The sequence below is a fragment of the Novosphingobium taihuense genome (assembly GCF_007830315.1).
Classification (GTDB): Bacteria; Pseudomonadota; Alphaproteobacteria; order Sphingomonadales; family Sphingomonadaceae; genus Novosphingobium; species Novosphingobium taihuense.
Window position 1 is genome coordinate 129,159 of the sequence record NZ_VLKJ01000004.1, and the last position, 23,470, is coordinate 152,628.

General features: G+C 62.9%; 23 protein-coding genes, 1 tRNA gene and 1 pseudogene. 12 read left to right on the top strand and 13 right to left on the bottom strand.

Annotated elements, in window-relative coordinates; all coding sequences use genetic code 11:
• Nucleotide 1: 1 nt before the first annotated feature.
• The gene (locus IQ25_RS09950) at nucleotides 2-190 is read right to left on the bottom strand and encodes a YgaP family membrane protein (RefSeq protein WP_144905317.1); all 189 of its coding nucleotides are present in this window, start codon (nucleotides 188-190) and stop codon (nucleotides 2-4) included.
• A gap of 118 nt (nucleotides 191-308) precedes the next feature.
• Nucleotides 309-383: transfer RNA gene (locus tag IQ25_RS09955), tRNA-Val, on the bottom strand.
• Between the two features lie 99 nt (nucleotides 384-482).
• On the opposite strand from IQ25_RS09955, the gene IQ25_RS09960 reads away from it, so the two are divergent.
• Nucleotides 483-806, top strand: a complete 324-nt coding sequence (locus tag IQ25_RS09960; RefSeq protein ID WP_144905319.1) for a DUF3297 family protein — start codon at nucleotides 483-485, stop codon at nucleotides 804-806.
• Between the two features lie 18 nt (nucleotides 807-824).
• On the opposite strand, the gene IQ25_RS09965 is transcribed toward IQ25_RS09960, so the two are convergent.
• Nucleotides 825-1,721 carry a LysR family transcriptional regulator gene (locus IQ25_RS09965; RefSeq protein WP_144905321.1) on the bottom strand — a complete coding sequence of 299 codons (897 nt, stop codon included), beginning with the start codon at nucleotides 1,719-1,721 and terminating at the stop codon, nucleotides 825-827.
• A 105-nt stretch (nucleotides 1,722-1,826) separates the two neighbouring features.
• Between IQ25_RS09965 and IQ25_RS09970 the strand changes: the two genes are divergently transcribed.
• The 7 genes from IQ25_RS09970 (at nucleotide 1,827) to mmsB (ending at nucleotide 8,173) form a co-directional block, all read left to right on the top strand.
• The gene (locus tag IQ25_RS09970; RefSeq protein ID WP_144905323.1) at nucleotides 1,827-3,323 is read left to right on the top strand and encodes a CoA-acylating methylmalonate-semialdehyde dehydrogenase; all 1,497 of its coding nucleotides are present in this window, start codon (nucleotides 1,827-1,829) and stop codon (nucleotides 3,321-3,323) included.
• 82 nt (nucleotides 3,324-3,405) lie between these two features.
• The gene (locus IQ25_RS09975) at nucleotides 3,406-3,897 is read left to right on the top strand and encodes a hypothetical protein (protein WP_144905325.1); all 492 of its coding nucleotides are present in this window, start codon (nucleotides 3,406-3,408) and stop codon (nucleotides 3,895-3,897) included.
• An 11-nt stretch (nucleotides 3,898-3,908) separates the two neighbouring features.
• Nucleotides 3,909-4,208, top strand: a complete 300-nt coding sequence (locus tag IQ25_RS09980; protein ID WP_144905327.1) for an I78 family peptidase inhibitor — start codon at nucleotides 3,909-3,911, stop codon at nucleotides 4,206-4,208.
• Between the two features lie 102 nt (nucleotides 4,209-4,310).
• The gene (locus tag IQ25_RS09985; RefSeq protein ID WP_144905329.1) at nucleotides 4,311-5,453 is read left to right on the top strand and encodes an acyl-CoA dehydrogenase family protein; all 1,143 of its coding nucleotides are present in this window, start codon (nucleotides 4,311-4,313) and stop codon (nucleotides 5,451-5,453) included.
• Nucleotides 5,450-6,520: an enoyl-CoA hydratase/isomerase family protein gene (locus tag IQ25_RS09990; RefSeq protein ID WP_144905331.1), complete on the top strand. Its 1,071-nt coding sequence runs from the start codon at nucleotides 5,450-5,452 to the stop codon at nucleotides 6,518-6,520. Before IQ25_RS09985 ends, IQ25_RS09990 begins: the two co-directional genes overlap by 4 nt.
• Nucleotides 6,517-7,299, top strand: a complete 783-nt coding sequence (locus tag IQ25_RS09995) for an enoyl-CoA hydratase-related protein (RefSeq protein WP_144905333.1) — start codon at nucleotides 6,517-6,519, stop codon at nucleotides 7,297-7,299. Before IQ25_RS09990 ends, IQ25_RS09995 begins: the two co-directional genes overlap by 4 nt.
• 4 nt (nucleotides 7,300-7,303) lie before the next feature.
• Nucleotides 7,304-8,173, top strand: coding sequence for a 3-hydroxyisobutyrate dehydrogenase (mmsB, locus tag IQ25_RS10000; RefSeq protein ID WP_144905334.1), 870 nt, complete (start codon nucleotides 7,304-7,306; stop codon nucleotides 8,171-8,173).
• A 3-nt stretch (nucleotides 8,174-8,176) separates the two neighbouring features.
• On the opposite strand, the gene IQ25_RS10005 is transcribed toward mmsB, so the two are convergent.
• On the bottom strand, nucleotides 8,177-8,911 hold the full coding sequence (locus tag IQ25_RS10005; RefSeq protein ID WP_407070592.1) for a CHAP domain-containing protein: 735 nt from the start codon (nucleotides 8,909-8,911) through the stop codon (nucleotides 8,177-8,179).
• Nucleotides 8,912-9,105: 194 nt separating this feature from the next.
• Between IQ25_RS10005 and der the strand changes: the two genes are divergently transcribed.
• Complete coding sequence (gene der, locus IQ25_RS10010) at nucleotides 9,106-10,488, top strand: ribosome biogenesis GTPase Der (protein WP_144905338.1); 1,383 nt, start codon at nucleotides 9,106-9,108, stop codon at nucleotides 10,486-10,488.
• 2 nt (nucleotides 10,489-10,490) lie between these two features.
• Nucleotides 10,491-10,916: a DUF983 domain-containing protein gene (locus IQ25_RS10015; protein ID WP_144905340.1), complete on the top strand. Its 426-nt coding sequence runs from the start codon at nucleotides 10,491-10,493 to the stop codon at nucleotides 10,914-10,916.
• 191 nt (nucleotides 10,917-11,107) lie between these two features.
• Here the strand turns inward: IQ25_RS10015 and IQ25_RS10020 are convergent, their stop codons facing one another.
• The 9 genes and pseudogenes from IQ25_RS10020 to IQ25_RS10060 all read right to left on the bottom strand — a co-directional run bounded on the left by IQ25_RS10020 (nucleotide 11,108) and on the right by IQ25_RS10060 (nucleotide 21,168).
• A complete protein-coding gene (locus IQ25_RS10020) occupies nucleotides 11,108-11,518 on the bottom strand; it encodes a hypothetical protein (protein WP_144905342.1) in 411 nt (136 codons plus the stop codon).
• A 181-nt stretch (nucleotides 11,519-11,699) separates the two neighbouring features.
• The gene (locus IQ25_RS10025; RefSeq protein WP_144905344.1) at nucleotides 11,700-12,425 is read right to left on the bottom strand and encodes a hypothetical protein; all 726 of its coding nucleotides are present in this window, start codon (nucleotides 12,423-12,425) and stop codon (nucleotides 11,700-11,702) included.
• A 122-nt stretch (nucleotides 12,426-12,547) separates the two neighbouring features.
• Nucleotides 12,548-13,723 carry an acetyl-CoA C-acyltransferase gene (locus IQ25_RS10030; RefSeq protein WP_144905346.1) on the bottom strand — a complete coding sequence of 392 codons (1,176 nt, stop codon included), beginning with the start codon at nucleotides 13,721-13,723 and terminating at the stop codon, nucleotides 12,548-12,550.
• A 3-nt stretch (nucleotides 13,724-13,726) separates the two neighbouring features.
• On the bottom strand, nucleotides 13,727-15,319 hold the full coding sequence (locus tag IQ25_RS10035) for a class I adenylate-forming enzyme family protein (protein WP_144905348.1): 1,593 nt from the start codon (nucleotides 15,317-15,319) through the stop codon (nucleotides 13,727-13,729).
• 28 nt (nucleotides 15,320-15,347) lie between these two features.
• Nucleotides 15,348-16,592, bottom strand: a pseudogene (locus tag IQ25_RS10040) (3-hydroxyacyl-CoA dehydrogenase NAD-binding domain-containing protein); the annotation flags it as partial.
• A 37-nt stretch (nucleotides 16,593-16,629) separates the two neighbouring features.
• A complete protein-coding gene (locus IQ25_RS10045; protein WP_144905352.1) occupies nucleotides 16,630-17,862 on the bottom strand; it encodes a serine hydrolase domain-containing protein in 1,233 nt (410 codons plus the stop codon).
• 10 nt (nucleotides 17,863-17,872) lie between these two features.
• Nucleotides 17,873-18,670, bottom strand: a complete 798-nt coding sequence (locus tag IQ25_RS10050) for a thioesterase family protein (RefSeq protein WP_246415480.1) — start codon at nucleotides 18,668-18,670, stop codon at nucleotides 17,873-17,875.
• A 213-nt stretch (nucleotides 18,671-18,883) separates the two neighbouring features.
• Nucleotides 18,884-20,164 (bottom strand): MFS transporter, encoded by a 1,281-nt coding sequence (locus IQ25_RS10055; protein WP_144905353.1) that lies wholly within the window; start codon nucleotides 20,162-20,164, stop codon nucleotides 18,884-18,886.
• Between the two features lie 116 nt (nucleotides 20,165-20,280).
• Entirely contained in the window at nucleotides 20,281-21,168 is an 888-nt protein-coding gene (locus IQ25_RS10060) for a LysR family transcriptional regulator (RefSeq protein WP_144905355.1), read from the bottom strand.
• Between the two features lie 99 nt (nucleotides 21,169-21,267).
• On the opposite strand from IQ25_RS10060, the gene IQ25_RS10065 reads away from it, so the two are divergent.
• A complete protein-coding gene (locus IQ25_RS10065; protein WP_062343266.1) occupies nucleotides 21,268-22,380 on the top strand; it encodes an S-(hydroxymethyl)glutathione dehydrogenase/class III alcohol dehydrogenase in 1,113 nt (370 codons plus the stop codon).
• Nucleotides 22,381-22,465: 85 nt separating this feature from the next.
• Nucleotides 22,466-23,461, top strand: coding sequence for an MBL fold metallo-hydrolase (locus IQ25_RS10070; protein WP_144905357.1), 996 nt, complete (start codon nucleotides 22,466-22,468; stop codon nucleotides 23,459-23,461).
• Nucleotides 23,462-23,470 lie beyond the last annotated feature (9 nt).

Sequence of the window (23,470 nt, forward strand, 5' to 3'; positions counted from 1 at the left end):
GTCAGCGTGGGCAGGTATTCATGCCCAGCAGCGAATAGAGCGGGCAAGTGCGTAGCAGGCCTGTAGCGAGCGGGACGATCCCGATCCAGCCCAACGGTGTCTGCGGGCCGACAAAGACCAGCGTGATCAGCACCAGACCCAGCACAATCCGGAGAATGCGGTCTATCCCGCCGACATTGGTCTTGAACATCATGAGGTAGCTTACCGTTTCGAATGTCGAAACAGTGGCAGGTCATATTAGAAGTTCATTGATTACGCGCAAAACGCGAAAGCGGCATTTCCGCACCATTTCGCCGTCTCTGGGGAAATGGTGGGCGCGACAGGGATTGAACCTGTGACCCCACCCGTGTGAAGGGTGTGCTCTACCGCTGAGCTACGCGCCCGTCAGAGTGGACCAACAGCGTGGCCGCTTGACAGGGGCGCGCCTCTACGACGGCGTGCTTCGATTGACAAGTGGGGCAATCAAGATATTTGCGCTGGCCATGACCGAAGAAACCACCTCGCCAGAAGCCACGCCCGAAACCACACCTGTCACCTCGGGTCCGGACGTGCCGCCCGATCGCCTCGCGATCAACCCGCGCAGCCCGCACTTCGATGCTGACAAGCTGCGCCGCGGCGTCGGCATCCGCTTCAAGGGCGTCGTGCGCAACAATGTCGAGGAATACTCGATTTCCGAAGGCTGGGTGCGCGTGCAGGCGGGCAAGAGCATGGATCGCAAGGGCAACCCGCTAACGATCAAGCTCAATGGCCCGGTCGAAGCCTGGTACGAAGACCTCGGCGAAGACGCGCCGGTGGCAAAGGCCTGAGGTAAATGGCGGGCGCGGCTACCGTGGTAGCAGCCGCCCGCGTTCCCTCGCCACCAGCGCCGTTAGCCAGTCCTTGAAGGCTCGCACGCGCGCAAGGTTGTGCGTGTCCTTGTGCGTGACCAGCCAGAACGAGCGGGTGATGCGTCGCTCGGGCAGGACCGGGACCAACCACTTGTCCGAATCGCCGATGAAGCAGGGAAGCACGCCGATGCCGGCTCCTGCTGCGATCATCCGATGTTGTGCGATGATCGACGAGGAGCGCAGGTTCGCTGCCAAGTCTGGTTCGATTTCAGCGAGATAGCGCAATTCCGGGGCGTAGAGCAGGTCCGGGATGTAGCCCACCAAGCGGTGTCCCCGCGCCAGTTCGGTGGGCTGTTCCGGCAGGCCCTTCTGCGAAAGATAGCCGCGCGTGGCGTAGAGCCGCAGGGTGTAGTCCGACAGCTTGCCGGCAATCACCGGCCCCGCGCGCGGTCGGGAAAGCGTGACGGCAAGGTCTGCTTCGCGCTTGGAAGGACTGAGAAATCCTGAAGAAGCAACGAGATCGACCATAAGGCGAGGGTTGGCTTCGACGAAGCCGCGCAGGGCAGGGGCAACAATCCAACTCCCGAGGCCCTCGGACAGACTCACCCGCAAGTTACCCGCAACTCCCCCCCCACTCAGGGCATTCTCGGCGATGCGGCTGGCGGCCTGATCCATGGCCTCGACCTCGGCCAGCATCGCCTCGCCCGCCTCGGTCAGCACCTGCCCTTCGCGCGTCTGTTCGAACAGTGTTGCCCCCACCCGGGTCTCGAGACGGCGAAGGCGGCGGCCGATTGTCGTCGCGTCAACGCCCATGGCGGCGGCAGCGCGCGCGAGTTGTCCGGCACGGGCCACGGCGAGGAAGGCCTGAAAGTCGTTCCAGTCGCTCGATTGCATGAAGTCACCTGCAAAAATGCAGGCCCATGTCGCATATTCACTTGTTGCCTGCAATCAACCATCGGCGCATCACGCCATCCAAGTTTTGGCGAAAGAGGATTCCCCATGCGTCTCGTAGACCATTTCATCGTCGGCGGCCCCGGCGGCGCGCCTGCCCGCAAGGGTCAGATCTTCGATCCGAACAACGGCGGCGTTCAGGCCGAAGTCGCGCTCGGCACCGCGGAGACGCTCGAACGTGCCGTTCAGGCCGCGCTGAAGGCCCAGCCTGCCTGGGCAGCAACCAACCCGCAGCGCCGCGCCCGCGTGATGTTCCGCTTCAAGGAACTGGTCGAAGCAAACATGGACAGCCTCGCCCATATGCTCTCGTCCGAGCACGGGAAGGTCATCGCGGACTCCAAGGGCGATATCCAGCGCGGCCTTGAGGTCGTCGAATTCGCCTGCGGCATTCCGCACGTGCTCAAGGGCGAATACACGCAAGGGGCTGGCCCCGGCATCGACGTCTATTCGATGCGTCAGCCTATTGGCATCGGCGCGGGCATCACCCCGTTCAACTTCCCCGGCATGATCCCGCTGTGGATGAGCGCCATCGCCATCGCCACCGGCAATGCCTTCATCATCAAGCCCAGTGAGCGTGATCCCTCGGTGCCGGTGCGTCTGGCCGAACTGTTCATCGAAGCGGGCTTGCCCGAAGGCATCTGCCAGGTCGTCCATGGCGACAAGGAAATGGTCGACGCGATCCTTGATCATCCGGCCATCGGCGCGGTCAGCTTCGTCGGCTCCTCCGACATCGCCCATTACGTCTACAACCGTGGTGTTGCCGCCGGCAAGCGCGTGCAGGCGATGGGTGGGGCCAAGAACCACGGCGTGGTCATGCCCGACGCCGATCTCGATCAAGTGGTCAACGATCTGTGCGGCGCGGCCTTCGGTTCGGCTGGCGAACGCTGCATGGCGTTGCCGGTCGTCGTGCCGGTCGGCCACGACACGGCAGAGCGTCTGCGTGCCAAGCTGATCCCCGCGATCCACGCGCTCAAGGTCGGCATCTCGACCGATCCGGAAGCGCACTATGGTCCGGTCGTGACCCAGGCGCACAAGGAGAAGGTCGAAGGCTGGATCGGCAAGTGCATCGAGGAAGGCGGTGAGCTCGTCGTCGACGGTCGCGGCTTCACGCTGCAGGGGCATGAGGAAGGCTTCTTTGTCGGCCCGACGCTGATCGACCATGTCACACCGGACATGGACAGCTACCACAACGAGATCTTCGGCCCCGTGCTACAGATCGTGCGCGCCGAGAACTTCGAGCAGGCGCTCGAACTTCCGAGCAAGCACCAGTACGGCAACGGCGTGGCGATCTTTACGCGCAACGGCCATGCTGCGCGTGAATTTGCCGCCCGCGTCAACGTCGGCATGGTCGGCATCAACGTGCCGATCCCGGTGCCGGTCGCCTATCACACCTTCGGTGGATGGAAGCGCTCGGCCTTTGGCGACACCAACCAGCACGGCATGGAAGGCGTGAAGTTCTGGACCAAGGTCAAGACGGTCACGCAGCGCTGGCCGGATGGTTCGCCCGACGGCGGAAACGCCTTCGTCATCCCGACGATGGGCTGAGCCGGGTTAAAGGCTGTTCATGGATAGGATCTCTCCGGTGCGCGTTGGTTATGCCATCTGCAACAGCACCGGAGTTTTCCCGATGAAGCGTCTTGTTCTTCCCATGCTCGCCCTGCCTCTGGCATTGGCCGCCTGCTCGAAGCCGTCGCCCGAGCCGAGCGACGCTGCGACCCCGAGCCTCGCCCCAGTGGTGAGTGCGAGCGAAGCCATGGCACCGCCAGCCTCGCCCGAGGCGAGCGAGGCCGCGCCGGTCGCAGCAGCGACGTTCCCAGCCGCCATGCGCGGCAAATGGGCTATGGGTCAGGCCGATTGCGATCCTTCGACCGGGGCAGACAAGGGCGCGCTTACCATCAGCGAGAAGTCGGTAAAGTTCTACGAATCCGTGGCAAACCTGACCGACGCCAAGATCGCCACGCCAACCGAAATCCGCGCCGTCTTTGATTATGAAGGCGAAGGTATGAAGTGGCAGCGCGAAGCGAGCTACGAGCTTGAAGATGGCGGGAAGACGCTGGTTCTGACCGAATATGGCGATGACGCGCCGCAAGGCCCGCGCCGCCACAGCCGGTGCAAGTAAGGGAGGGCATGATGAAGCTGTCTGTCCTTGCCGTCGCCGCGCTGCTTGGTGTGTCCGCTTGCACACAAGGCACACCACCTTCGGAGAACCTGCCCGCCATGCCCGAAGGGTCCTGCAATGCCGATGCATCCCAATCGTTCATTGGCCGGAAGGCTACGTCAGAGGTCGCTGCCGAACTGATGAAGTTGACCGGTGCCCGGACCTTGCGTTGGGTTCCGCCTCGCTCGGCGGTGACCATGGACTATCGGGCGGATCGGCTGACGGTTGCCTATGACGACGACTACACGATCGTCCGCATTTCCTGCGGATAGGTCTGGACAGCATGGGCGGCGGACCATATCCGCCGCCCATGAAAAATTTAAGGGCGCGGTTAACACTGTGTGACGGCCAAAAGGGTAAGACGGGAAGAGAAGATGACCGACCAGTTCTCACTGACCGAAGACCAGATTGCCATCCAGGATATGGCGCGTCGATTCACCGCCGATGCGATCACGCCGTTCGCTGCGCAATGGGACGAGGACCACACTTTCCCGCGCGAGACGATCAAGGCCGCTGCCGAACTTGGCTTCGCGGCGATCTACGTCAGCGAGGAATCAGGCGGCATCGGCCTTGGCCGCCTTGAGGCTGCGCTGATCATGGAAGCCATGGCCTATGGCTGCCCGGCCACGAGCGCGTTCATCTCGATCCACAACATGGCAGCGTGGATGATCGACACGTTCGGTGGCGACGAGATCAAGGGCCGTTACCTTCCCAACCTCGTCACAATGGACAAGATCGCCAGTTACTGCCTGACCGAACCGGGCTCGGGCTCGGATGCGGCGGCTCTCAAGACGACGGCACGTCTGGATGGCGACTGCTATGTCGTCAACGGCACCAAGCAGTTCATTTCCGGCGGCGGCGTGAACGACATTTACGTTACGATGGTCCGCACCGGCGATGATGGTGCACGCGGCATTTCATGTCTGGTGATCGACAAGGATATGGAGGGCGTCAGCTTCGGTGCGCCCGAGCGCAAATTGGGCTGGAACGCCTCGCCCACCGCGCAGGTGATCTTCGACAATGTGCGCGTGCCGGTTGCCAACCGCGTCGGTGCCGAAGGCGATGGCTTCAAGTTCGCGATGGCGGGGCTCGATGGGGGGCGCCTCAACATCGGTGCCTGTTCGCTGGGCGGCGCGCAGCGCTGCCTTGATGAAGCGGTGCAGTACGTCAAGGACCGCAAGCAGTTCGGCAAGGCGATTGCCGAGTTTCAGAACACCCAGTTCGTCCTGGCCGACATGGCGACCGACCTCGAGTCCGCGCGCTCTCTGCTTTACATGGCTGCTGCCAAGGTCACCTCCGGCGCGCCCGACAAGACCCGTTTCTCGGCCATGGCCAAGAAGCTGGCGACCGACAACGGCTCCTCCATTGTCGACCGCGCGCTGCAGATGTTTGGTGGATATGGCTACTTGCGCGACTATCCGATCGAGCGCTTCTGGCGCGACTTGCGCGTCCACCGCATCCTTGAAGGCACCAATGAAGTCATGCGCATGATCGTGGGAAGGGACCTGCTGAAGTGACCGACGAAGTGCTCGCAACGCGGAAGAAGGCTGCAGGCATCCTTTCGCTCAACCGGCCAAAGGCCATCCATGCGCTGACGCTCGATATGGTCCACGCACTGACGGCTTCGCTGCTGGAATGGCGCGGAGACGATGGCGTGGAAGTCGTCATGCTGGACCATCAGGTTGCGGACGACGGCGATCCAAAGCTGTCGCGCGGCTTCTGTGCAGGGGGTGACATCGCCTTCCTGCGCAATTCGGCCTTGAACGATGGCGGCACGTCGGGGCGCAAGTTCTTCCACGACGAGTACCAGCTCAACCACTTGCTGATGACCTATGGCAAGCCGGTCGTGGCTTTCATGGACGGCATCACCATGGGGGGCGGCGTGGGGCTGGCAGGCCCTGCAACCTACCGGGTTGCGACCGAGAACACCAAGCTCGCCATGCCCGAAACCGGTATCGGCCTGTTTCCCGATGTGGGTGGCGGCTGGTTCCTGTCGCGTCTCAAGGGTCGCCTCGGCCAGTACCTAGCCTTGACTGGTGCGCGGCTGGATGGTGCGGAATGCCTTTGGGCGGGCCTTGCGACGCATTATCTGCCTTCTGCAAACCTAGCGGAGGCCAAGGCGCGGATTGCTGCAGATCCCGGAAACATTCCGGCCATCTTGCGCGAACTTTCTGCTGTCCCGCCCGAGCCGAAGATCGCGACGCACGCAGCGGACATAGCGCGCCTGTTCGCTTCGGATCGTTACGAGGACATCCTGGCAGCACTTGAGGCCGATGACTCGGATTTCGCGGCTGAGACGCTCAAGACGCTCCACACCAAGAGCCCGCAGACCTGCAAGGTCGCCTTGCGTCAGCTTGCCACCAGCCTGACCCTGCCGGACTTTGCCGCCAACATGGCGATGGAGTACCGCGTGGGGGCACGCGTGCTGGTGTTGCCGGACTTCGCCGAGGGCGTTCGCGCGGTGATCGTCGACAAGGATCACGCGCCGAAGTGGAATCCCGCGACGCCCGAGGGCGTTACCGATGACCTTCTCGATACCATCTTCGCGCCTTTGGGCGCCGCTGACGAATGGAAACCGCTATGACTTACGAAACCATCCTCGTCGAACAGAAGGGTGCCGTCACCCTCATTACGCTCAACCGCCCGCAAGCGCTCAATGCGCTCAATTCGCAGGTTCTGGCCGAGCTGATCGAGGCTTTCGCTGCCTACGAAGCTGACGCTTCACAGCGCTGCGCTGTGCTCACCGGTTCGGGTGAGAAGGCCTTTGCCGCCGGTGCCGACATCAAGGAAATGTCGGACAAGCCGGCTGCTGATTTCTACAACGAGGATTTCTTCTCGAAGTGGACCAGCCACTTGGTCAAGACCACGCGCAAGCCGTGGATCGCTGCGGTGAACGGCTTTGCGCTGGGCGGCGGTTGCGAACTGGCCATGATGGCGGACTTCATCATTGCGTCTGAAAATGCCAAGTTCGGTCAGCCGGAGATCAAGCTCGGCGTGGCGCCGGGCATGGGCGGATCGCAGCGCCTCACCCGCGCCGTTGGCAAGGCCAAGGCGATGGACATGTGCCTGACTGGCCGCATGATGGACGCCGCCGAAGCCGAACGTTCGGGCCTCGTCACCCGCGTCGTGCCGCTGGCTGATCTGCTCGCCGATGCGCTGAAGACGGCTGAGACCATCGCAGCGATGCCGCCGATGGCCGCCGTCGCCAACAAGGAAATGGTCAATGCCGCATTTGAAACGACGCTCGACCAGGGCCTCCTGTTCGAACGCCGCGTCTTCCAGATCCTCACCGCCAGCGAGGACAAGGCCGAAGGCATGAAGGCCTTCATCGAAAAGCGCCCCGGCGTTTGGAAGGGGCGCTGAACTCATGAAGATCGCATTCATCGGCCTCGGCAACATGGGCGGCGGCATGGCCGCGAACCTTGTGAAAGCAGGGCATGACGTGCACGCCTTCGACCTTGCAGAAGCGGCGCTTGAGCGGGCGAAGGAAAACGGCTGCACGACCTACACCTCGGTGAAGGAAGCTGTGCAGGGTGCCGATGCTGTTGTCTCGATGCTGCCCAACGGCGCAATTGTGAAGTCGGTCTATACTGCCGATGTCATCGGCCATGCGCCGACCTCGGCCCTGCTGCTCGATTGCTCGACCATCGACGTCGCCACTGCGCGTGAGGTCGCTTCGGCGGCTCACGCAGCGGGTTATGCCATGGTTGATGCGCCGGTTTCGGGCGGGATCGCTGCGGCCAATGGCGGCACGCTCACCTTCATGGTCGGCGGTTCGGATGAGGCCTTCGCTCGAGCCGAACCGATCCTTGCCGCCATGGGCAAGGCAGTGATCCACGCAGGCGCCAGTGGCGCGGGGCAGGCAGCCAAGATTTGCAACAACATGCTTCTTGGTGCCTCGATGGTCGCCACGTGCGAGACTTTCGCAATGGCCGAAAAGCTCGGGCTCGACTTGCAGACCTTCTACGACATTTCGTCCAAGGCTTCGGGCCAGTGCTGGTCGATGACCTCTTACTGCCCGGTCCCCGGCGTGGGGCCGCAGAGCCCTGCGGACAGCGGCTACCAAGGTGGTTTTGCCACCGCGCTCATGCTCAAGGATCTCAAGCTTGCCATGGCGGCTGCCAAGGATGCCGGAGCCGATGTGCCCATGGGCCGGCGCGCGGAGGAACTCTATTCGGCCTTTGCCGATGCCGGGAATGCGGGTCTGGACTTCTCCGCGATCATTAAGTCGCTTTAGGTATCAGCGTGTCTTCGCGGCGATGATCCGGCCAATCGGGTCATCCGCCAGCGATGTAGCAGCCCAAGCCGGACGAGCGGCGACCGGTTTGGACGCGGCGGCTTTGGGGGCTTCGTACCTGTAGGCCAGCTCGCGCCGCACGGACGCGGGTTTCACCGTAACCTCCGGGCGAATGCCCTTGAGGAAGTCCGCGCCCACCAGCGACCGTGGTCTTTCAGCCGCCTTGGGCCTGGATGCCGAAGCCAGCACCGCCAGACGTTCGTTCCGGCCTGGCTTCTCGGGATAGATGAAACCGTTCACCGGCCAAGCCGTCGTACCGAGATTGCCGATGGGGGCATACCACACGCGCACTTCGGACCAGTCGTTGGCTTCCGACACGTCGACAGCGCGCACGTTGTCCTCGATCTGGCCGCGACGCCCGTCGATGGGCGACCAGTTGGCGTGACGGAGCAGGACAGTACGCGAATCGATCACCCGGCTGACAGCGGCGACATGGCCCAGTTCCATGCGCCCGTGCGGCGCAAAGCTCATGACGGCGCCCGGTTTGGGCCTGTGGCCCCGGGCATAGCGTCCCTCCGCCTGATTCCACCAGGTCAAGGCGTCGCCATAAATCTGGATGCCGCTGACATCGCGCGCATAGGGCACGCATTGCAGATAGGGCAGGGAATCGGAGTCGGTACGATAGGTGGAAGATTGGCTGGAAAAGCCCGTATCTTCGCGGTCTGCGCGTATCTCCACGCTATCTGCATGAGCGGTCCCGCAGGGGAATGCCAATACCGTGGCGGCAATGATCCGAAGCACTTTCATCGTGTCTTTGGTTATAAAGTTTAGGTCAATGTAATGCTTCGGATGATGGTTAATGGCTCGCTAAATGATAGTTGCCTCTGAGCGTCGCCCTTGCCTTTCGGCGCACAAACAGCCACGGGAGGACCATGCGCCCTCAGGTCATCATTATCGGACGCCCGAACGTCGGCAAATCGACGCTGTTCAACCGCCTTGTCGGCAAGAAGCTGGCATTGGTGGACGATCAGCCCGGTGTCACGCGCGACCGTCGCTTTGGCGATGCTACGCTGCTCGGGCTCGATTTCACCATCGTCGACACGGCAGGCTGGGAGGATCTCGATCCCGAAACGCTCCCAGGCCGCATGCGCCAGCAGACCGAAGCCTCGCTGGTCGGTGCCGACGTTGCGCTGTTCGTGATTGATGCGCGCGCGGGCGTCACCCCGCTCGACGAGGAAATTGCCCGCTATTTGCGTTCGAGCCGCGTGCCGATCGTGCTCTTGGCCAACAAGGCCGAAGGCCGTCAGGGCGATCCCGGCATCTATGACGCCTTCGCGCTGGGCTTTGGCGAACCGGTCGCCTTTTCTGCCGAGCACGGGCAGGGCCTTGCCGATCTGTTCGAGGCACTGCGTCCGCACCTTGAGCCCAAGCAGGTCGAAGAGGATGACGAAGCAGAGGTTGAAGGCGACGAGGAGGAGTTCGATCCCGAATCCGTCCTCAAGCTCGCCATCGTCGGCCGCCCGAACGCAGGCAAGTCCACGCTGATCAACCGCCTGCTGGGCGAGAACCGCCTGCTCACCGGCCCGGAAGCCGGCATCACCCGCGATTCCATCGCCGTCGACTGGCAATGGTTCGATCCCGAGCGCGAGGGCTATCGCCCCGTCCGCCTGATCGACACGGCGGGGATGCGCAAGAAGTCCAACGTGACCGAGAAGCTGGAAAAGATGTCGGTCGCCGATGCGCGCCACGCCATCGATTTCGCCGAAGTCGTCGTGCTCATGCTCGACGCCACGCGGGGGCTTGAGCATCAGGATCTAAAGATCGCCTCGATGGTGCTCGAAGAGGGCCGCGCGCTGATGATCGCGATCAACAAGTGGGACGTGGCCGAGGACCCTTCGGGCCTGTTCCAGGGCGTGCGCAAGGCGCTGGACGATGGCCTCGCGCAAGTGCGTGGCGTGCCGCTGCTCGCCATCTCGGGCCGCACCGGCAAGGGGCTGGACGACCTGCTCAAGGCCGCGTTCGAAATCCGCGCCGCCTGGTCAAAGCGCGTCGCCACCGCCGCGCTCAACCGCTGGTTCGATGATGCGCTGGCCGCCAATCCGCCGCCCGCACCCGGCGGCCGCCGCATCAAGCTACGCTACATCACGCAGGCAAAGACGCGTCCGCCCGGCTTCATCCTGTTCGGCACCCGGCTTGAGCAGTTGCCGGAAAGCTACCGCCGCTACCTGATCAACAGTATCCGCCGCGAACTGGGCTTCGAGGCCGTGCCGATCCGCATGACGCTGCGCAGCCCCAAGAACCCCTTCGCGAAGTAGCCATGCCCACCGGAGCCCTGCCTCTCGACCGCACCACGCTCCCCCAAGGGCTCGGCGCGGCGCTGTGGCGCGGCATCCGGGGCAAGTGCCCGCGCTGCGGCGGCACCCACCTGTTCGCGCGCTTCCTCAAGCCGGTCGAGCGCTGCCGCCTGTGCGGCCAGAACTGGACGCTCCACGCGGCTGACGATTTCCCGCCCTACATCTCGATCCTGCTGACCGGGCACATCATGGCCCCGGTGATCATCGAACTCGGCCTGCACACCGGCCTGCCGGGCTGGGCGATGATGCTGATCGTGGCGGTCCTGGCGCTGGCGCTGCTGGTTGGCCTGATCCAGCCCGCCAAGGGCGGCGTGATCGCGCTACAGTGGTGGCTGGGCATGCACGGCTTTGCCGGGCGGGCGGGGAAGGGTGAGGCAGGCGTCGGTTAGTCCAGCGACTGCACACACTCGGCCAACCTACGTCACCCCGGGCGAAGACCCGGGGTCCCGCTTTTGCCCTTTACGCACCGCCAGAAGAAGCGGGACCCCGGATCAAGTCCGGGGTGACGATAACGAGGACGGCAGCTTTTATGGCGCGGGATGTTCGTGTTGAATGACCGGAAGTGAGGAGTTAGCCGCCGCTACGCACCCTCTTGATCCAAACGGATCGCTTCTTCCAAAAAGCGTTGCGGGTCGCGGACAAATTGCACCGCACTCGATTGCATGATCGTCCGCAGGACGGATTCTCGATTCGGCTGAATTATCGCCCCATCCCTTGTAGCGAGGACGCAGTCGAACTGGCGCGATAAATCGCAGATAGCGCCTACCAAGAGCAATGAAAGGTCTGCCACATTCAGGCGGACCTGAACGTCCTCAATGCTTTGCCCATTCAAGCCAACCTGTATGTCGTCCGTCTTCTCATCGCCCCAAATGCGTAGCCTGGTAGACCAAGAAGTCTTTTCGGGCAGAATTGACCCAAGCCGATCTAAGAGAACCTCCGCGTCGGCATCCGAGAAACCCAGACGAATTGCGTCCAATTGGTCGCGGCTCATGCGCGCAGCAGTGCTTCCCAGCGACCTAGCCGAAGATGCTGGGATGAAATCCATGACGAATTGCCACACTGCCATTTCTAGAGATTAGCGCCAAGCAGAACGTCCGTTAAGGCGTCGTGTCCAGACAGTCTGCTTTTGGCTGGAAATTGCCAATAGCCGTCGTGTCGAAAGCACATCCCCCTCACAAAAAATTATTCGGCCAGATCATCGTCCGCCACATATGCGCCGTGGGCGACCCGTCAAACCCCAGCCCTTCCTCGGGCTCGCGGAAGTTCCTCGCGATGACGCCTTCCAGTTCCTCCGGCTCCACCACCGGAAAGTCGTCGAAGAAATAGGTGTCGTAGAGCGTCACAGCCCTCGCGGTCATGTACCATTCGTGGCCGCGCGCGTATTCGGCGTCGCGCAGCAGGTATTCGGGCACCTGATAGTCCGGCCCGAAGAACTTGTGGTAGCTGTCAGGGTAGGCATAGCCGACGCTTTCGTCCGCCACATAGCGCAGCGCCTGATGGTACTTCACCGCAAAGGCCACTTCCGGATCGACATAGGGCGCGATCAGTTGCGCGCTCCAGTAGCCGTGATCGCAGCGGATCAGGCAGCCGTTGGAAATGTCGTGCAGCAGGCAGGCGAGCACCACCTTCTCCGGCAACCCATCGTCCAGCGCGCGCTTGGCGCTGACCAGCAGGTGCCGCACGGTGATGTCGCCAAAGCGGCAGCGGAAGAAATCGAGCAGGCGTGGCCGCTCGGGCATCCGGGGCAGGGCGGGATTGTCGCCCATCATGAACACCGTTTTGGGGTTCAGCAGCTTGAGCAGCTCGGCTTCGTTGTCGACGAAGTCGGTGCCCTTCCAGCCCACCGGCGAGGGGTAGATCAGCCTCTCGCGCCCGGCCTGGGGCCAAGGGCGTTCCATCTCGTTATCGATCATGGGGTGAGGGTAGGCGGGGTGGAGTTCGACGGCAAGCGCCGGAAGCCCACCCCCAACCCCTCCCGCCTGCGGGAGGGGTCGGGGGTGGGCATTCCCGGCTTATCGGATCAAAGAACCTCGAACAGCCCCGCTGCACCCATGCCGCCGCCGACGCACATCGTGACCACGACATACTTCGCCCCACGGCGCTTGCCTTCGATCAGGGCGTGGCCGGTGCAGCGCGCGCCAGTCATGCCATAGGGGTGGCCGATCGAGATCGAGCCGCCGTTGACGTTGAGCAGGTCATTGGGAATGCCCAGCTTGTCGCGGCAGTAGAGGACCTGCACGGCGAAGGCTTCGTTCAGTTCCCACAGGCCGATGTCGTCCATCTTCAGGCCGAAGCGCTGCAGCAGCTTGGGGATGGCGAAGACCGGGCCGATGCCCATCTCGTCAGGCTCGGTGCCCGCGACCGCCATGCCGACATAGCGGCCAAGCGGGGTGAGGCCGCGCTTGGCGGCAAGGTCTGCCTCCATCACGATCACCGCCGACGAACCGTCAGAAAGCTGACTGGCGTTGCCTGCCGTCACGATGCCGCCTTCGATCACCGGCTTCAATGCCTGCAGGTTCTCGATGGTGGTCGAGGGGCGGTTGCCTTCGTCCTTGGTCAGGTGGACGTCCTGGAACGTGATCTCGCCGGTTTCCTTGTTCTGGACGCCCATCGAGGTGTCGACCGCGACGATCTCGTCATCGAACTTGCCGGCGGCCTGCGCGGCGGCAGTGCGCTGCTGCGATTGCAGGGCATACTCGTCGCAAGCCTCGCGGCTGATGCCATAGCGCTGGCCGACGATCTCGGCGGTCTGCAGCATCGGCATGTAGATTGCCTTGTGCATCGCCATCAGGCTCTTGTCCGGGGCGACGCGCATGTCCTTGGTCTGGACGAGGCTGATCGATTCCTGACCGCCTGCGGCCACCACGTCCATGCGGTCGATGATCACCTGCTTGGCGGCGGTGGCGATGGTCATCAGGCCAGACGAGCACTGGCGGTCCATGCTCATACCCGACGCGGTGACCGGAAGCCCTGCGCGCAGCGCGACCTGGCGCGCGATGTTCCCGGCCTGTGCGCCCTGCTGCAGCGCGGCGCCCCACAGCACGTCGTCTACCTCGGCGGGGTCGATCCCGGCGCGGGCAACGGCGGCCTGCAAGGAAAGTGCGCCGAGCGTTGCGCCCGGCGTGGCGTTGAAGGCACCCTTGTAAGCGCGCCCGATGGGCGTGCGGGCGGTCGATACGATTACGGCGTCACGCATGGTTCAAGCTCCTGCTGGGGATGTCTTTTCGAGGGATGTGGCGGCGAGGATGGGATTGCCGCCGAACTTGTCGCGCAATTCGCGCTTGAGGACCTTGCCGATCGGGCTGCGGGGGAGTTCGTCCACCACCTCGATCGCGGAAATGCGCTGCGTCTTGCCGAGGCGGCTGTTGGCTTCGGCGAGAACGGCTTGCGGGTCGGCCGAGGGATTGGCGAGCACGACGACGGCCAGCGGGGTTTCACCCCAGGCATCGGAGGGCACGCCGACGACGGCAGCCTCCTTCACTGCACTCTGACGGGTCAGCTCTGCCTCAAGGTCGCTCGGGTAGATGTTGAACCCGCCGGAGATGATCATGTCCTTGGCGCGGTCCATCAGGATCAGGAAGCCGTCCTCGTCGAACTTGCCGACATCGCCGTGGCGAATGTAGCGGCGTCCTTCGGCATCGTACCACTCGACCTGGCGGGTCTGGTCGGCCTTGTTATGATAGCCGTTCATCATGATCGGCGAATGGCCGACTATTTCGCCCACTTCGCCCTGCGGCAGTTCGTTGCCATCGTCATCGATGATCTTGATCACGTGGCCGGGGGAGGGCTGGCCAACTGTGTGCAGCTTGTCGGGGTACACGTGTGCCAGCAGGATCGCCGTCGCGCCGCCCTCGGTCATGCCATAGCCATCGGTCAGGCCACCCGGCCAGCGCTTGAGCACATCGGCTTTCAACCAAGCCGGAAAGGGCGCGGAGGTGCAGGACTTGAGCTTGTAGGATGACAGGTCGAAGCGGTCGAAGTCCGGCACTTCCATGATCCGTCGGTACTGCACCGGCACCAGCATGGCGTGCGTCACCCTCTCGCGCTCGGACAACTGCAGGAACGTCCGCGCATCGAACTTGCGCATCAGCACGACCTTGCCGCCTGCGGTGAGCGCGGGAAGGAAGCTGACCAGCGTGGTGTTGGAATAGAGCGGAGTTGAACAGATCACCGCCGTATCGTCACCATAACCGCCGGGGATGGTGCGGCGTGCATATTCGTGGCGCATCTTGTGGCTCTGCACGATGCCCTTTGGCGCTCCGGTGGTGCCGGAGGAGTAGATGATGTTGAAGGGGTCGCCGGGGGCGGGGGTGCGCTCCTCGGGCGTTGCGCCTTTCTCCGCCATCCATTCGCTGAACGGGGTGCCGGCGTCGCTGTCGTCGAGAGCGATGCGCTTGACCTTGGCGGGCAGGTTCAATCCGGCGAGCCTGTCCGATATCTCCTTGTCCAGCAGCAGCACACGACTGCCGCTGTCCTCAAGCATGGCGATGATCGTTTCCGGCGTCGCGGTGGACGTTAGCGGCGCCGCCACTGCGCCTGCCCGGATCGCGCCGAGGAAGGCGAGGCCCGTGGTCACCGCGTTCATTGCCGCGATGGCGACGGGCTCGTCTTTCTGCACGCCCTCGCGCTGGAGGGCAGTGGCGATGCGGTCGAGCAGGGCGTCCATTTCCGCCCAGCCGATGGAGTGGGTCTCGTCAGCCAGCGCCACCGTGTCGCCCCGCCTTACGGCATGGGCGCGCAGTATGTCGCTCTGTGGCGTGAATTCGCTATCGACGATATCCTCGATCCGCATCGCCTCTATTTCCCTCAAGTGCCTCCCGTCAGGCGTTGAACTTCTCGCCTGCAGCAGCCTTGCGCTCCAGCAGAGGTGCGACTGGAAGGCCGTGCTTCTTCAGGCCCGCAACAACGGTCTCGAGCCCGATATGATCGGCCCAGAACATCGGGCCGCCGGTCCATGCCGGCCAACCGTAGCCGTTGAGCCACACCGTATCGATGTCGCTCGCGCGCTGCGAAATGCCTTCCTCAAGGATCAGGGCACCCTCGCTGATCATGGGGTAAAGCAGGCGTTCGCGGATTTCGTCCTTGCCGATTTCACGCTGCGGTTTGCCTTCCTTGGCGGCGAAGTCGGCGATCAGCGTCTTTACTTCATCAGACGGCGTGCGCTGGCGGTTGTCGTCGTAGTCGTAGAAGCCCTTCTTGGTCTTCTGGCCCCAGCGACCGACCGCGCAAAGAGCATCGCGCAGCGTCTCGATGCGGTTGGGATCGCGGTGCCAGCCGATGTCCACGCCCGCAAGGTCTGCCATCTGCCACGGCCCCATCGGAAAGCCGAATTCGAGCAGCGCCTCGTCCACGTCCCAGTAATTAGCGCCTTCCATGATGAGCGCATGTGCCTGCGCCTGGCGAGGGCTGAGCATGCGGTTGCCGATGAAGCCGTCGCACACGCCCGAGACCACAGGCACCTTCCCGATCTTCACCGAAAGCGCCATCACAGTCGCCAGTTGCGCCTTGCCGGTGGCCTTGCCTCGTACAACTTCAAGCAGCTTCATCACGTTGGCGGGCGAGAAGAAGTGCATCCCCAGCACTGATTCCGGCCGCGAGGTGACACTGGCGATTTCGTCGATGTCCAGATAGCTGGTGTTCGAAGCCAGGATCGCCCCCGGCTTGGCCACCTTGTCGAGCCGCCCGAACACGTCCTTCTTGACGTCCATGCTCTCGTAAACCGCCTCGATCACCAGATCGGCCCCGGCGAGGGCGCCAAAGTCCAGCGTCGGTGTCAGTCGCGCCATCGCGGCCTGCGCATCCGCTGCTTCCATCTTGCCGCGCTTGACGGTGTTCTCATAGTTCCTGCCCATCGTCGCCACGCCACGATCGAGAGCTTCCTGCGTCATTTCGACGATAGTCACAGGAATGCCCGCGGTCAGGAAGTTCATGGTGATCCCGCCGCCCATCGTGCCGGCACCGATCACGCCGACGCTCTTGATGGGAAGCAACTGCGTGTCAGCCGGGATGTCGTCGATGGTTGCCGCCAGCTTGCGGGCAGCGTCGATGTGGTCTTTTGCACCGGAAATGGGGTCGGACATGGCTGTTCTCCTGCTAAGATTATCAGGCGCGACTGGTGGCCAGCGCGCTGTAGATCAGCGTCTTCAATTGACGCCGGATGGGATAGATGAACGAGGGGTAGAGCTGGGTCATGAAGACCATGTGCAGCTTCTCCACCGGGTCCACGAAAAACGCGGTCGAGAAGATGCCGCCCCAGTAGAACTCGCCGGCAGAGCCAGGCACCAGCGCCCGCGCCGGATCAATCGTCATGCCGAAGCCCAGGCCAAAGCCCGCGCCGGCATTGTAAGCCTCGCTGAACAATGCCTTGGACACCTGAGTCAGGTCAGCGCCGCCGGGGAGGTGGTTTGCCGTCATCAGTTGCAGCGTCTTTGGGGAAAGGATGCGCCTACCGTCGGCTGCGCCGCCATTCACCAGCATCCGGCAGAACCTGTGATAGTCCGCTGTGGTCGAAAGCAAGCCGCCGCCGCCGCTTTCAAAGCGCGGGACCCGGCGCGTGCCGGACTTCTCGGCAGGATCGAACAGCTGCGGCGGTTGCCCCGCCTGATAGGTCCAGGCATCGGCCAGACGGTGCGCCTTGTCATCCGGGCAATGGAAGCCGGTGTCGACCATGCCCAGCGGATCGAAAATGCGGGTCTTGAGAAACTCGCCAAGGCTCATCCCTGAAACTCGCGCCACGACCACGCCCAGCACGTCGGTGCCGACAGAATAGTTCCACGCTTCGCCCGGTGCGAACTCGAGCGGGAGCTTGGCCAGTTCTTCGATGAAATGGTCATTGCCGGGCAGGCTGGCATGGCCGTCCAGCCTGCTCTTGCGGTAGGCGGCGTCCACGTTGGTGCGGTTCTGGATGCCGTAGGTCAGGCCAGACTGGTGCGTGATCAGGTCCACCATGCGCATCACCGGGGCAGGGCGCGCAGGGAAGAAGTCCACCTCGCCCCCACCGCCTGCATAGACACCGAGGTTGGCAAACTCCGGGATGACCTTTGTCACCGGATCGTCCAGCGCGATCTTGCCTTCCTCGACCAGCATCATGAACGCCACCGAAGTCAGGGGCTTGGTCATCGAGGCGATGCGGCAGATCGTGTCCACCGTCATCGGCGTCCCGTCCTCGCGCGCACGGCCTGCGGTGTGGCGATAGACCGCCTCGCCATCACGCGCGACCAGCACATCGATGCCGGGCAGTCTGCCGCTTGCTATGTAGTGTTCGTCGAGAAAGGCCCCGATCCGGCCCAATCGGTCAGATTCGAACCCCAGCGTCTGCGCGTCGGCCAATTCCATATTCTTCCCCTCAGCCAAAGATCGCCACGCTCTGCAGGCCGTGCATTACCTGCACGCCATCGGCATTCCACATCCGCAGGGTTTCGCTGCTGAACCCATCGCTCATGCGATTTGACGCCGTTTCCAGCAGCCACCAACCATCGCGAGTCTCTGGTGCATCACCCAGCAGCGTGAACGCCCAGTTGATCGAACTGATCGGCCCACGCCGCTCCATCGCCCGCATTGATCCTGGCGGAAGGGTGTCGCCGATCAGGACGAGTTCTCCGATCGGATCAAGGCCAGCGCGATCCTTCAGTCTCACCCAGCGTCGCACTACGCCCGGGCGCCGATCGTCCTTGGCCTCGCCGCGCCGCAGTTGGAAATTGTTGACGAAGTGCAGGCCCTCGGGCGAGTCCAGCTCTTCCATGTCGGTGTAGGGAACGAAGCTCTCGGCGCGTGGCGCTGACACCGTGCCGTTGGACGGGCGGCCACTACCGAAGACCCAGGCTGCGCGATGGGCCAGAACGCCGACGCTCGTCATGTCGGTCTGGATGTTGGCCACGCTCTTGCCCTCGCGCAGGCTGGATACCTCGATGTCGACGTCGGACCCCACCGGTGCAAGAAAGCTGATCTGGGCCCCCCGCAGTGGCGGCAGGTCAGGCCGGGCCTTGCGTGCCGCCGCATAGGCGAGGAATGACGAGGCGCCGCCATACATCGTCCGCCCCTGCAGCCAGCCGTCCACGCCGCGCAACGAAAAGGCAGGCCCTTTACCTGCCATCGCGGCCGCCTGTAGTCCGATAGCCTGTTCGGTGATGCCGCCTGCTTCCAACGTTCTCTCCCGGTCGCATAGTCTCACGACTCTGTGACAAAAGAGCTAGTGGAAGTTTACGTAAAGGGAAAGGCCTCCAACACGGCTTCAGGCGGTGACACGGCACTGTTCGGCGCCTGACGCTACGGCAAGCTAGGGTGCTTGAAGCAAAAAAATTCGGCCCCGGTGCTCATGCCGGGGCCGAAGATATCAACGTGTCTGAAAGCAGTGATTTCAGTGCATGCTCTCGCCACTGGAACGGCGCAGGATCGGGGCCTTTGCGGCACTGGCCGCGAACACCACCAGCAGCACGTAGCAGGCCAGAGGAACGAGGAACGAGGAAAAGATTCCCGTTGCGTCGGTTACTGCGCCAGCCATCGCAGGAATCAGCGCACCACCAATGATGCCGGTGCACAACAGGCCCGACGTCGCCTCTTCGCTGGCCGAGGACCGCTCGAGTGTCAGCGTGAAGATGACCGGGAACATGATCGAGTTGAACAGGCCAATGGCGAGTGCAATGTAGCCCGCCGACACGCCGCCGACGAGGAACAGGTACGCGCACATTGCGGCTGCAATCGCGGCGAAAAGCGTCATGAGTCTCGCGGCGGGGAAACGCGCCAGCAGCACCGTGCCGATCGCGCGACCAACCATCGCGCCACCCCAATAGAACGACACGGCCTTGCCTGCCTGTTCAAGGCTGACATTCCAGATGCCGGGGTTGTTGAGGTAGAACGCCATCTGCGTTCCAATGGTGACTTCTGCACCAACGTAGATGAAGATCGCAGCCGCACCCAGCACCGCCCAGCGTGACGAGAACGCCTGCGAAAGCAGCGCGCCGATCCCACCGGTCGGCTGGGCCGGGGGTGCTGCAGCCGAAATGCGCGCGCGATTCACGAAGAAGAACGCCAGCAGCACGATCAGCAAGCCGCAGATCCAGAAGTAGGCCCGATCAATCCCGGCTAGTGCCGCTTCGCGCACTTCGGGAGTAAGGGCAGTGCCTTCTGATACTTCCACGCCCTTGAGGAACAGCGACGCACCGAGCGCCGGGCCGAGAAACGTGCCGAAGGAGTTGAACGTCTGCGAAAGCGTAAGGCGGAAGTGGCTGCCCTCGGGCTTGCCCAATGCGGCTGCCAGGGGATTGGCTGCAACCTGCAACACGGTAATGCCAGCCGCCAGCATGAACAGGCCGGCAAGCACCAGCGGATAGGAGGCGATGTTTGCGGCCAGTAGCATGACGAGGCATGCCACGACCATCGTCGCCAGCGCCAGCAGAATGGCGGGAACCGCGCGCAAGCGACCGATGATTGCAGCTGCGGGGAAGCTCATCACGCCATAGGCGATGAAGAATGCAAAGGCCGAAAGCTGCGCTTCCAGCGTGGTGAGCGTGAAGATGCCCTTCACTGCCGCGACCAGAGGGTCAATCAGCGAGGTGATGAAGCCCCAGGCAAAAAACAGCACGGTGACCGCGATGAACGCGGCCTTCTGCGAACCTGATTGTGCATTGCTGCCTGCCACGTACCTCTCCTCACCCAGCCATATTTGGCATACGGATTATCTAGCTGTCGTTGACAGCCTTGTCATGCTCATTGCATAGCTATTCCTGTGAACGTTCTCACAAAAGTGCGATCATTTCAACCCGCAGCCATCGCCGGACCCAGTTCTCGCCGGAGCTTCTCGATCAGGCGTTGTACTTTGGGTAAAAGGTGCCGCCGCTGCGGATAAACCGCCCAAATGGGATCGTCCTCGGGCCGGAACTCCGGCAACACCTCGACCAGCGCTCCTTCGGAAATTGCTCGGCTGACATAGAAGGCTGGCAACTGGCACAGGCCGATCCCGGCAATCGCCGCGTCGAATACAGCCGTGCCATTGCTACACCTCCAGCGCCCGCGCGGACGGATCGCGCGCACTTCTCCGTCGACAAGATAGCGCCACATATCCAGAGTTGCGGGGATGCAGTCATGCGCCTCAAGGTCATCCACGCTGAGTGGCGTGCCGTGTTTCGCAAGGTACTCCGGTGCGGCACAGGTCACAATCCCGCGCGCTGCAATCTGGGTGCGGATCAGGCGGCTGTCCGGCAGCGTGCCGGTGCGAATGGCCAGATCGTACCCTTCCGAAACAAGTTCGACAACGCGGTTGGACAAATCGAGGTCGACCGAGAGCTTGGGGTATTCCTGTACGAAGGCGCGGACAATCGGTGCGACGAAGCGCTCGCCCAGCGCGGTCGGGCAGGTGATGCGCAAATGGCCCTGCGGCTCGCCCTGCAGATCGAGCATGGCAATGGCCTCGTCCCGCTCGGCAATAAGGCGGCGGAACTGATCGACCAGCGTGCGCCCGGTATCGGTCAGACTGACGGCGCGTGTGGTGCGATGAAAGAACTGCGCACCTAGGCTGTGTTCTAGCCGCGCCACAGCTCGGCTGACGTGAGAAGTGGAAGTCCCGAGCCGTTTTGCTGCTGCCACGAATGTCCCCGTATCGGCAACTGCAACAACTTCGTCGATCCCATCCCAGCGATTGCTCATTGTTCTCGTCTTGCAACAGTGTTTATCATATCGGGCGATTTAACACTGGCTTAGCAATTATGCTAACGGCCTGCCATTCCAAACGGGAGATGCATTGCCATGAAGACCCGCGCCGCCGTAGCGTTCGCGCCCAAGCAGCCGCTCGAGATCGTCGAACTTGACCTTGAAGGCCCCAAGGCGGGCGAGGTTCTGGTCGAGATCATGGCCACTGGCGTGTGCCATACCGACGCCTACACGCTCGATGGCTTCGACAGCGAAGGTATCTTCCCCAGCGTGCTTGGCCATGAAGGCGCAGGTGTGGTGCGCGAAGTCGGTCCCGGTGTCACCTCGGTGAAGCCCGGCGATCATGTGATCCCGCTCTACACACCCGAATGCCGCCAGTGCAAAAGCTGCCTTTCGGGCAAGACCAACCTGTGCACCGCGATCCGCGCCACTCAGGGACAGGGCCTGATGCCCGATGGCACCAGCCGCTTTTCCTACAAGGGGCAGACCATCTTCCACTACATGGGCTGCAGCACCTTCTCGAACTTCACCGTCCTGCCAGAAATCGCGGTGGCGAAGATCCGCGAGGACGCGCCGTTCCAGTCGGCCTGCTACATCGGCTGCGGCGTGACCACTGGCGTCGGCGCCGTGGTAAACACTGCGAAGGTCCAGGTGGGTGACAACGTCGTCGTCTTCGGTCTCGGCGGCATCGGTCTCAACGTGATCCAAGGCGCGCGCCTTGCCGGGGCCAACAAGATCATTGGCGTCGACATCAATCCCGATCGTGAAGAGTGGGGTCGCAAGTTCGGCATGACCGACTTCCTCAACTCGAAGGGCATGAGCCGCGAGGACACTGTGGCCAAGATCGTCCAGATGACCGACGGCGGCGCTGACTACACCTTCGATGCCACCGGCAACACCGAAGTCATGCGCACTGCGCTCGAAGCCTGCCACCGCGGCTGGGGCACCTCGATCATCATCGGCGTGGCTGAAGCCGGCAAGGAAATCAGCACCCGCCCGTTCCAGCTCGTGACGGGCCGCAACTGGCGCGGCACTGCGTTCGGCGGCGCCAAGGGCCGCACCGACGTGCCCAAGATCGTCGACATGTACATGACCGGCAAGATCGAGATCGACCCCATGATCACCCACGTCATGGGCCTCGAGGAAATCAACACAGCGTTCGACCTGATGCACGCGGGCAAGTCGATCCGCTCGGTCGTGGTTTTCTGAACTGATGGTACTCCCGGGATTGTAAAGCGACAGCAATCCCGGGATGCAGTTGGCCAGATAACGATCCGGTGAGAGGCTTCGCGAGATGGCCATCAAAGCATGTGTTTCCGCTGCGCTTGCTGCGCTCGCATGCCTGTCTGCACAGCAGGCTGCTGCGGCTGAAACATGTCCGCCATTGCGATGGATGACGTTGGGCACCGCGGGTGGGCCGGTGCCAACCCCGGACCGATCCGAACCTGCCAATCTGCTCACCGCCGATGACTTCTCCGCACTGGTGGATGCCGGTGACGGTACGGTCGTGCAACTTGCGCGTCGCGGCCTTGATCTGACGCGAATCAGTGCCGTCTTCATCAGCCATCACCATATGGATCATACCGGCGGTCTGCCTGCGGTCATCGGCCTGCGCTGGATGAACAATATGCCCGGCCAGTTGACCATTTATGGTCCACCCGGAACGCGCGAGATCGTGGACGGAATCATTGCCACGATGGGCCCGCAGTCGCGCGTCGGGTTCGGGCTCGGGCTCGGGCAGAAGAGCACCCCGCCGTCGGACTCTGTAAGGGTAGTGGAAATGCGGTCGGGCGATCAGGTTTCGTCAGGCAACGTGAAGATTACCGCCGTCGAGAACTCCCATTACGATGAATCAGTGTCGGGGAAGGCGGACAGGGCGATCTCGCTCAGCTACCGGTTTCAGCTGGGCTCGCGATCGATCACCTATTCCGGTGACACTGGCCCCAGCGCAGCCTTTGAAAAACTCGCAACCGGCACCGACTTGCTTGTCAGCGAAGTTATCGATCTCGATCCGATACTTGCGTCCATTCGCAAGACGCGCCCCGACATGCCCGAAGCCGTGTTTCAGTCCATGAGCAAGCACCTCTCGACGCATCACATCACGCCGGTCGATCTTGGCAGCCTCGCAGCCAAGGCCAACGTGTCGAGGCTCGTTCTGACGCACTTCGCCATCCCGCCGGCACCACTCACCAATTCGGAGGCCCGACTGCGCGAAGGCATCAGCCGAAGCTATTCAGGCCCGGTCGACCTCGCGATCGATCTCCAGTCATTCGACGTCGCCTGCAAGTAACAAGCCGCC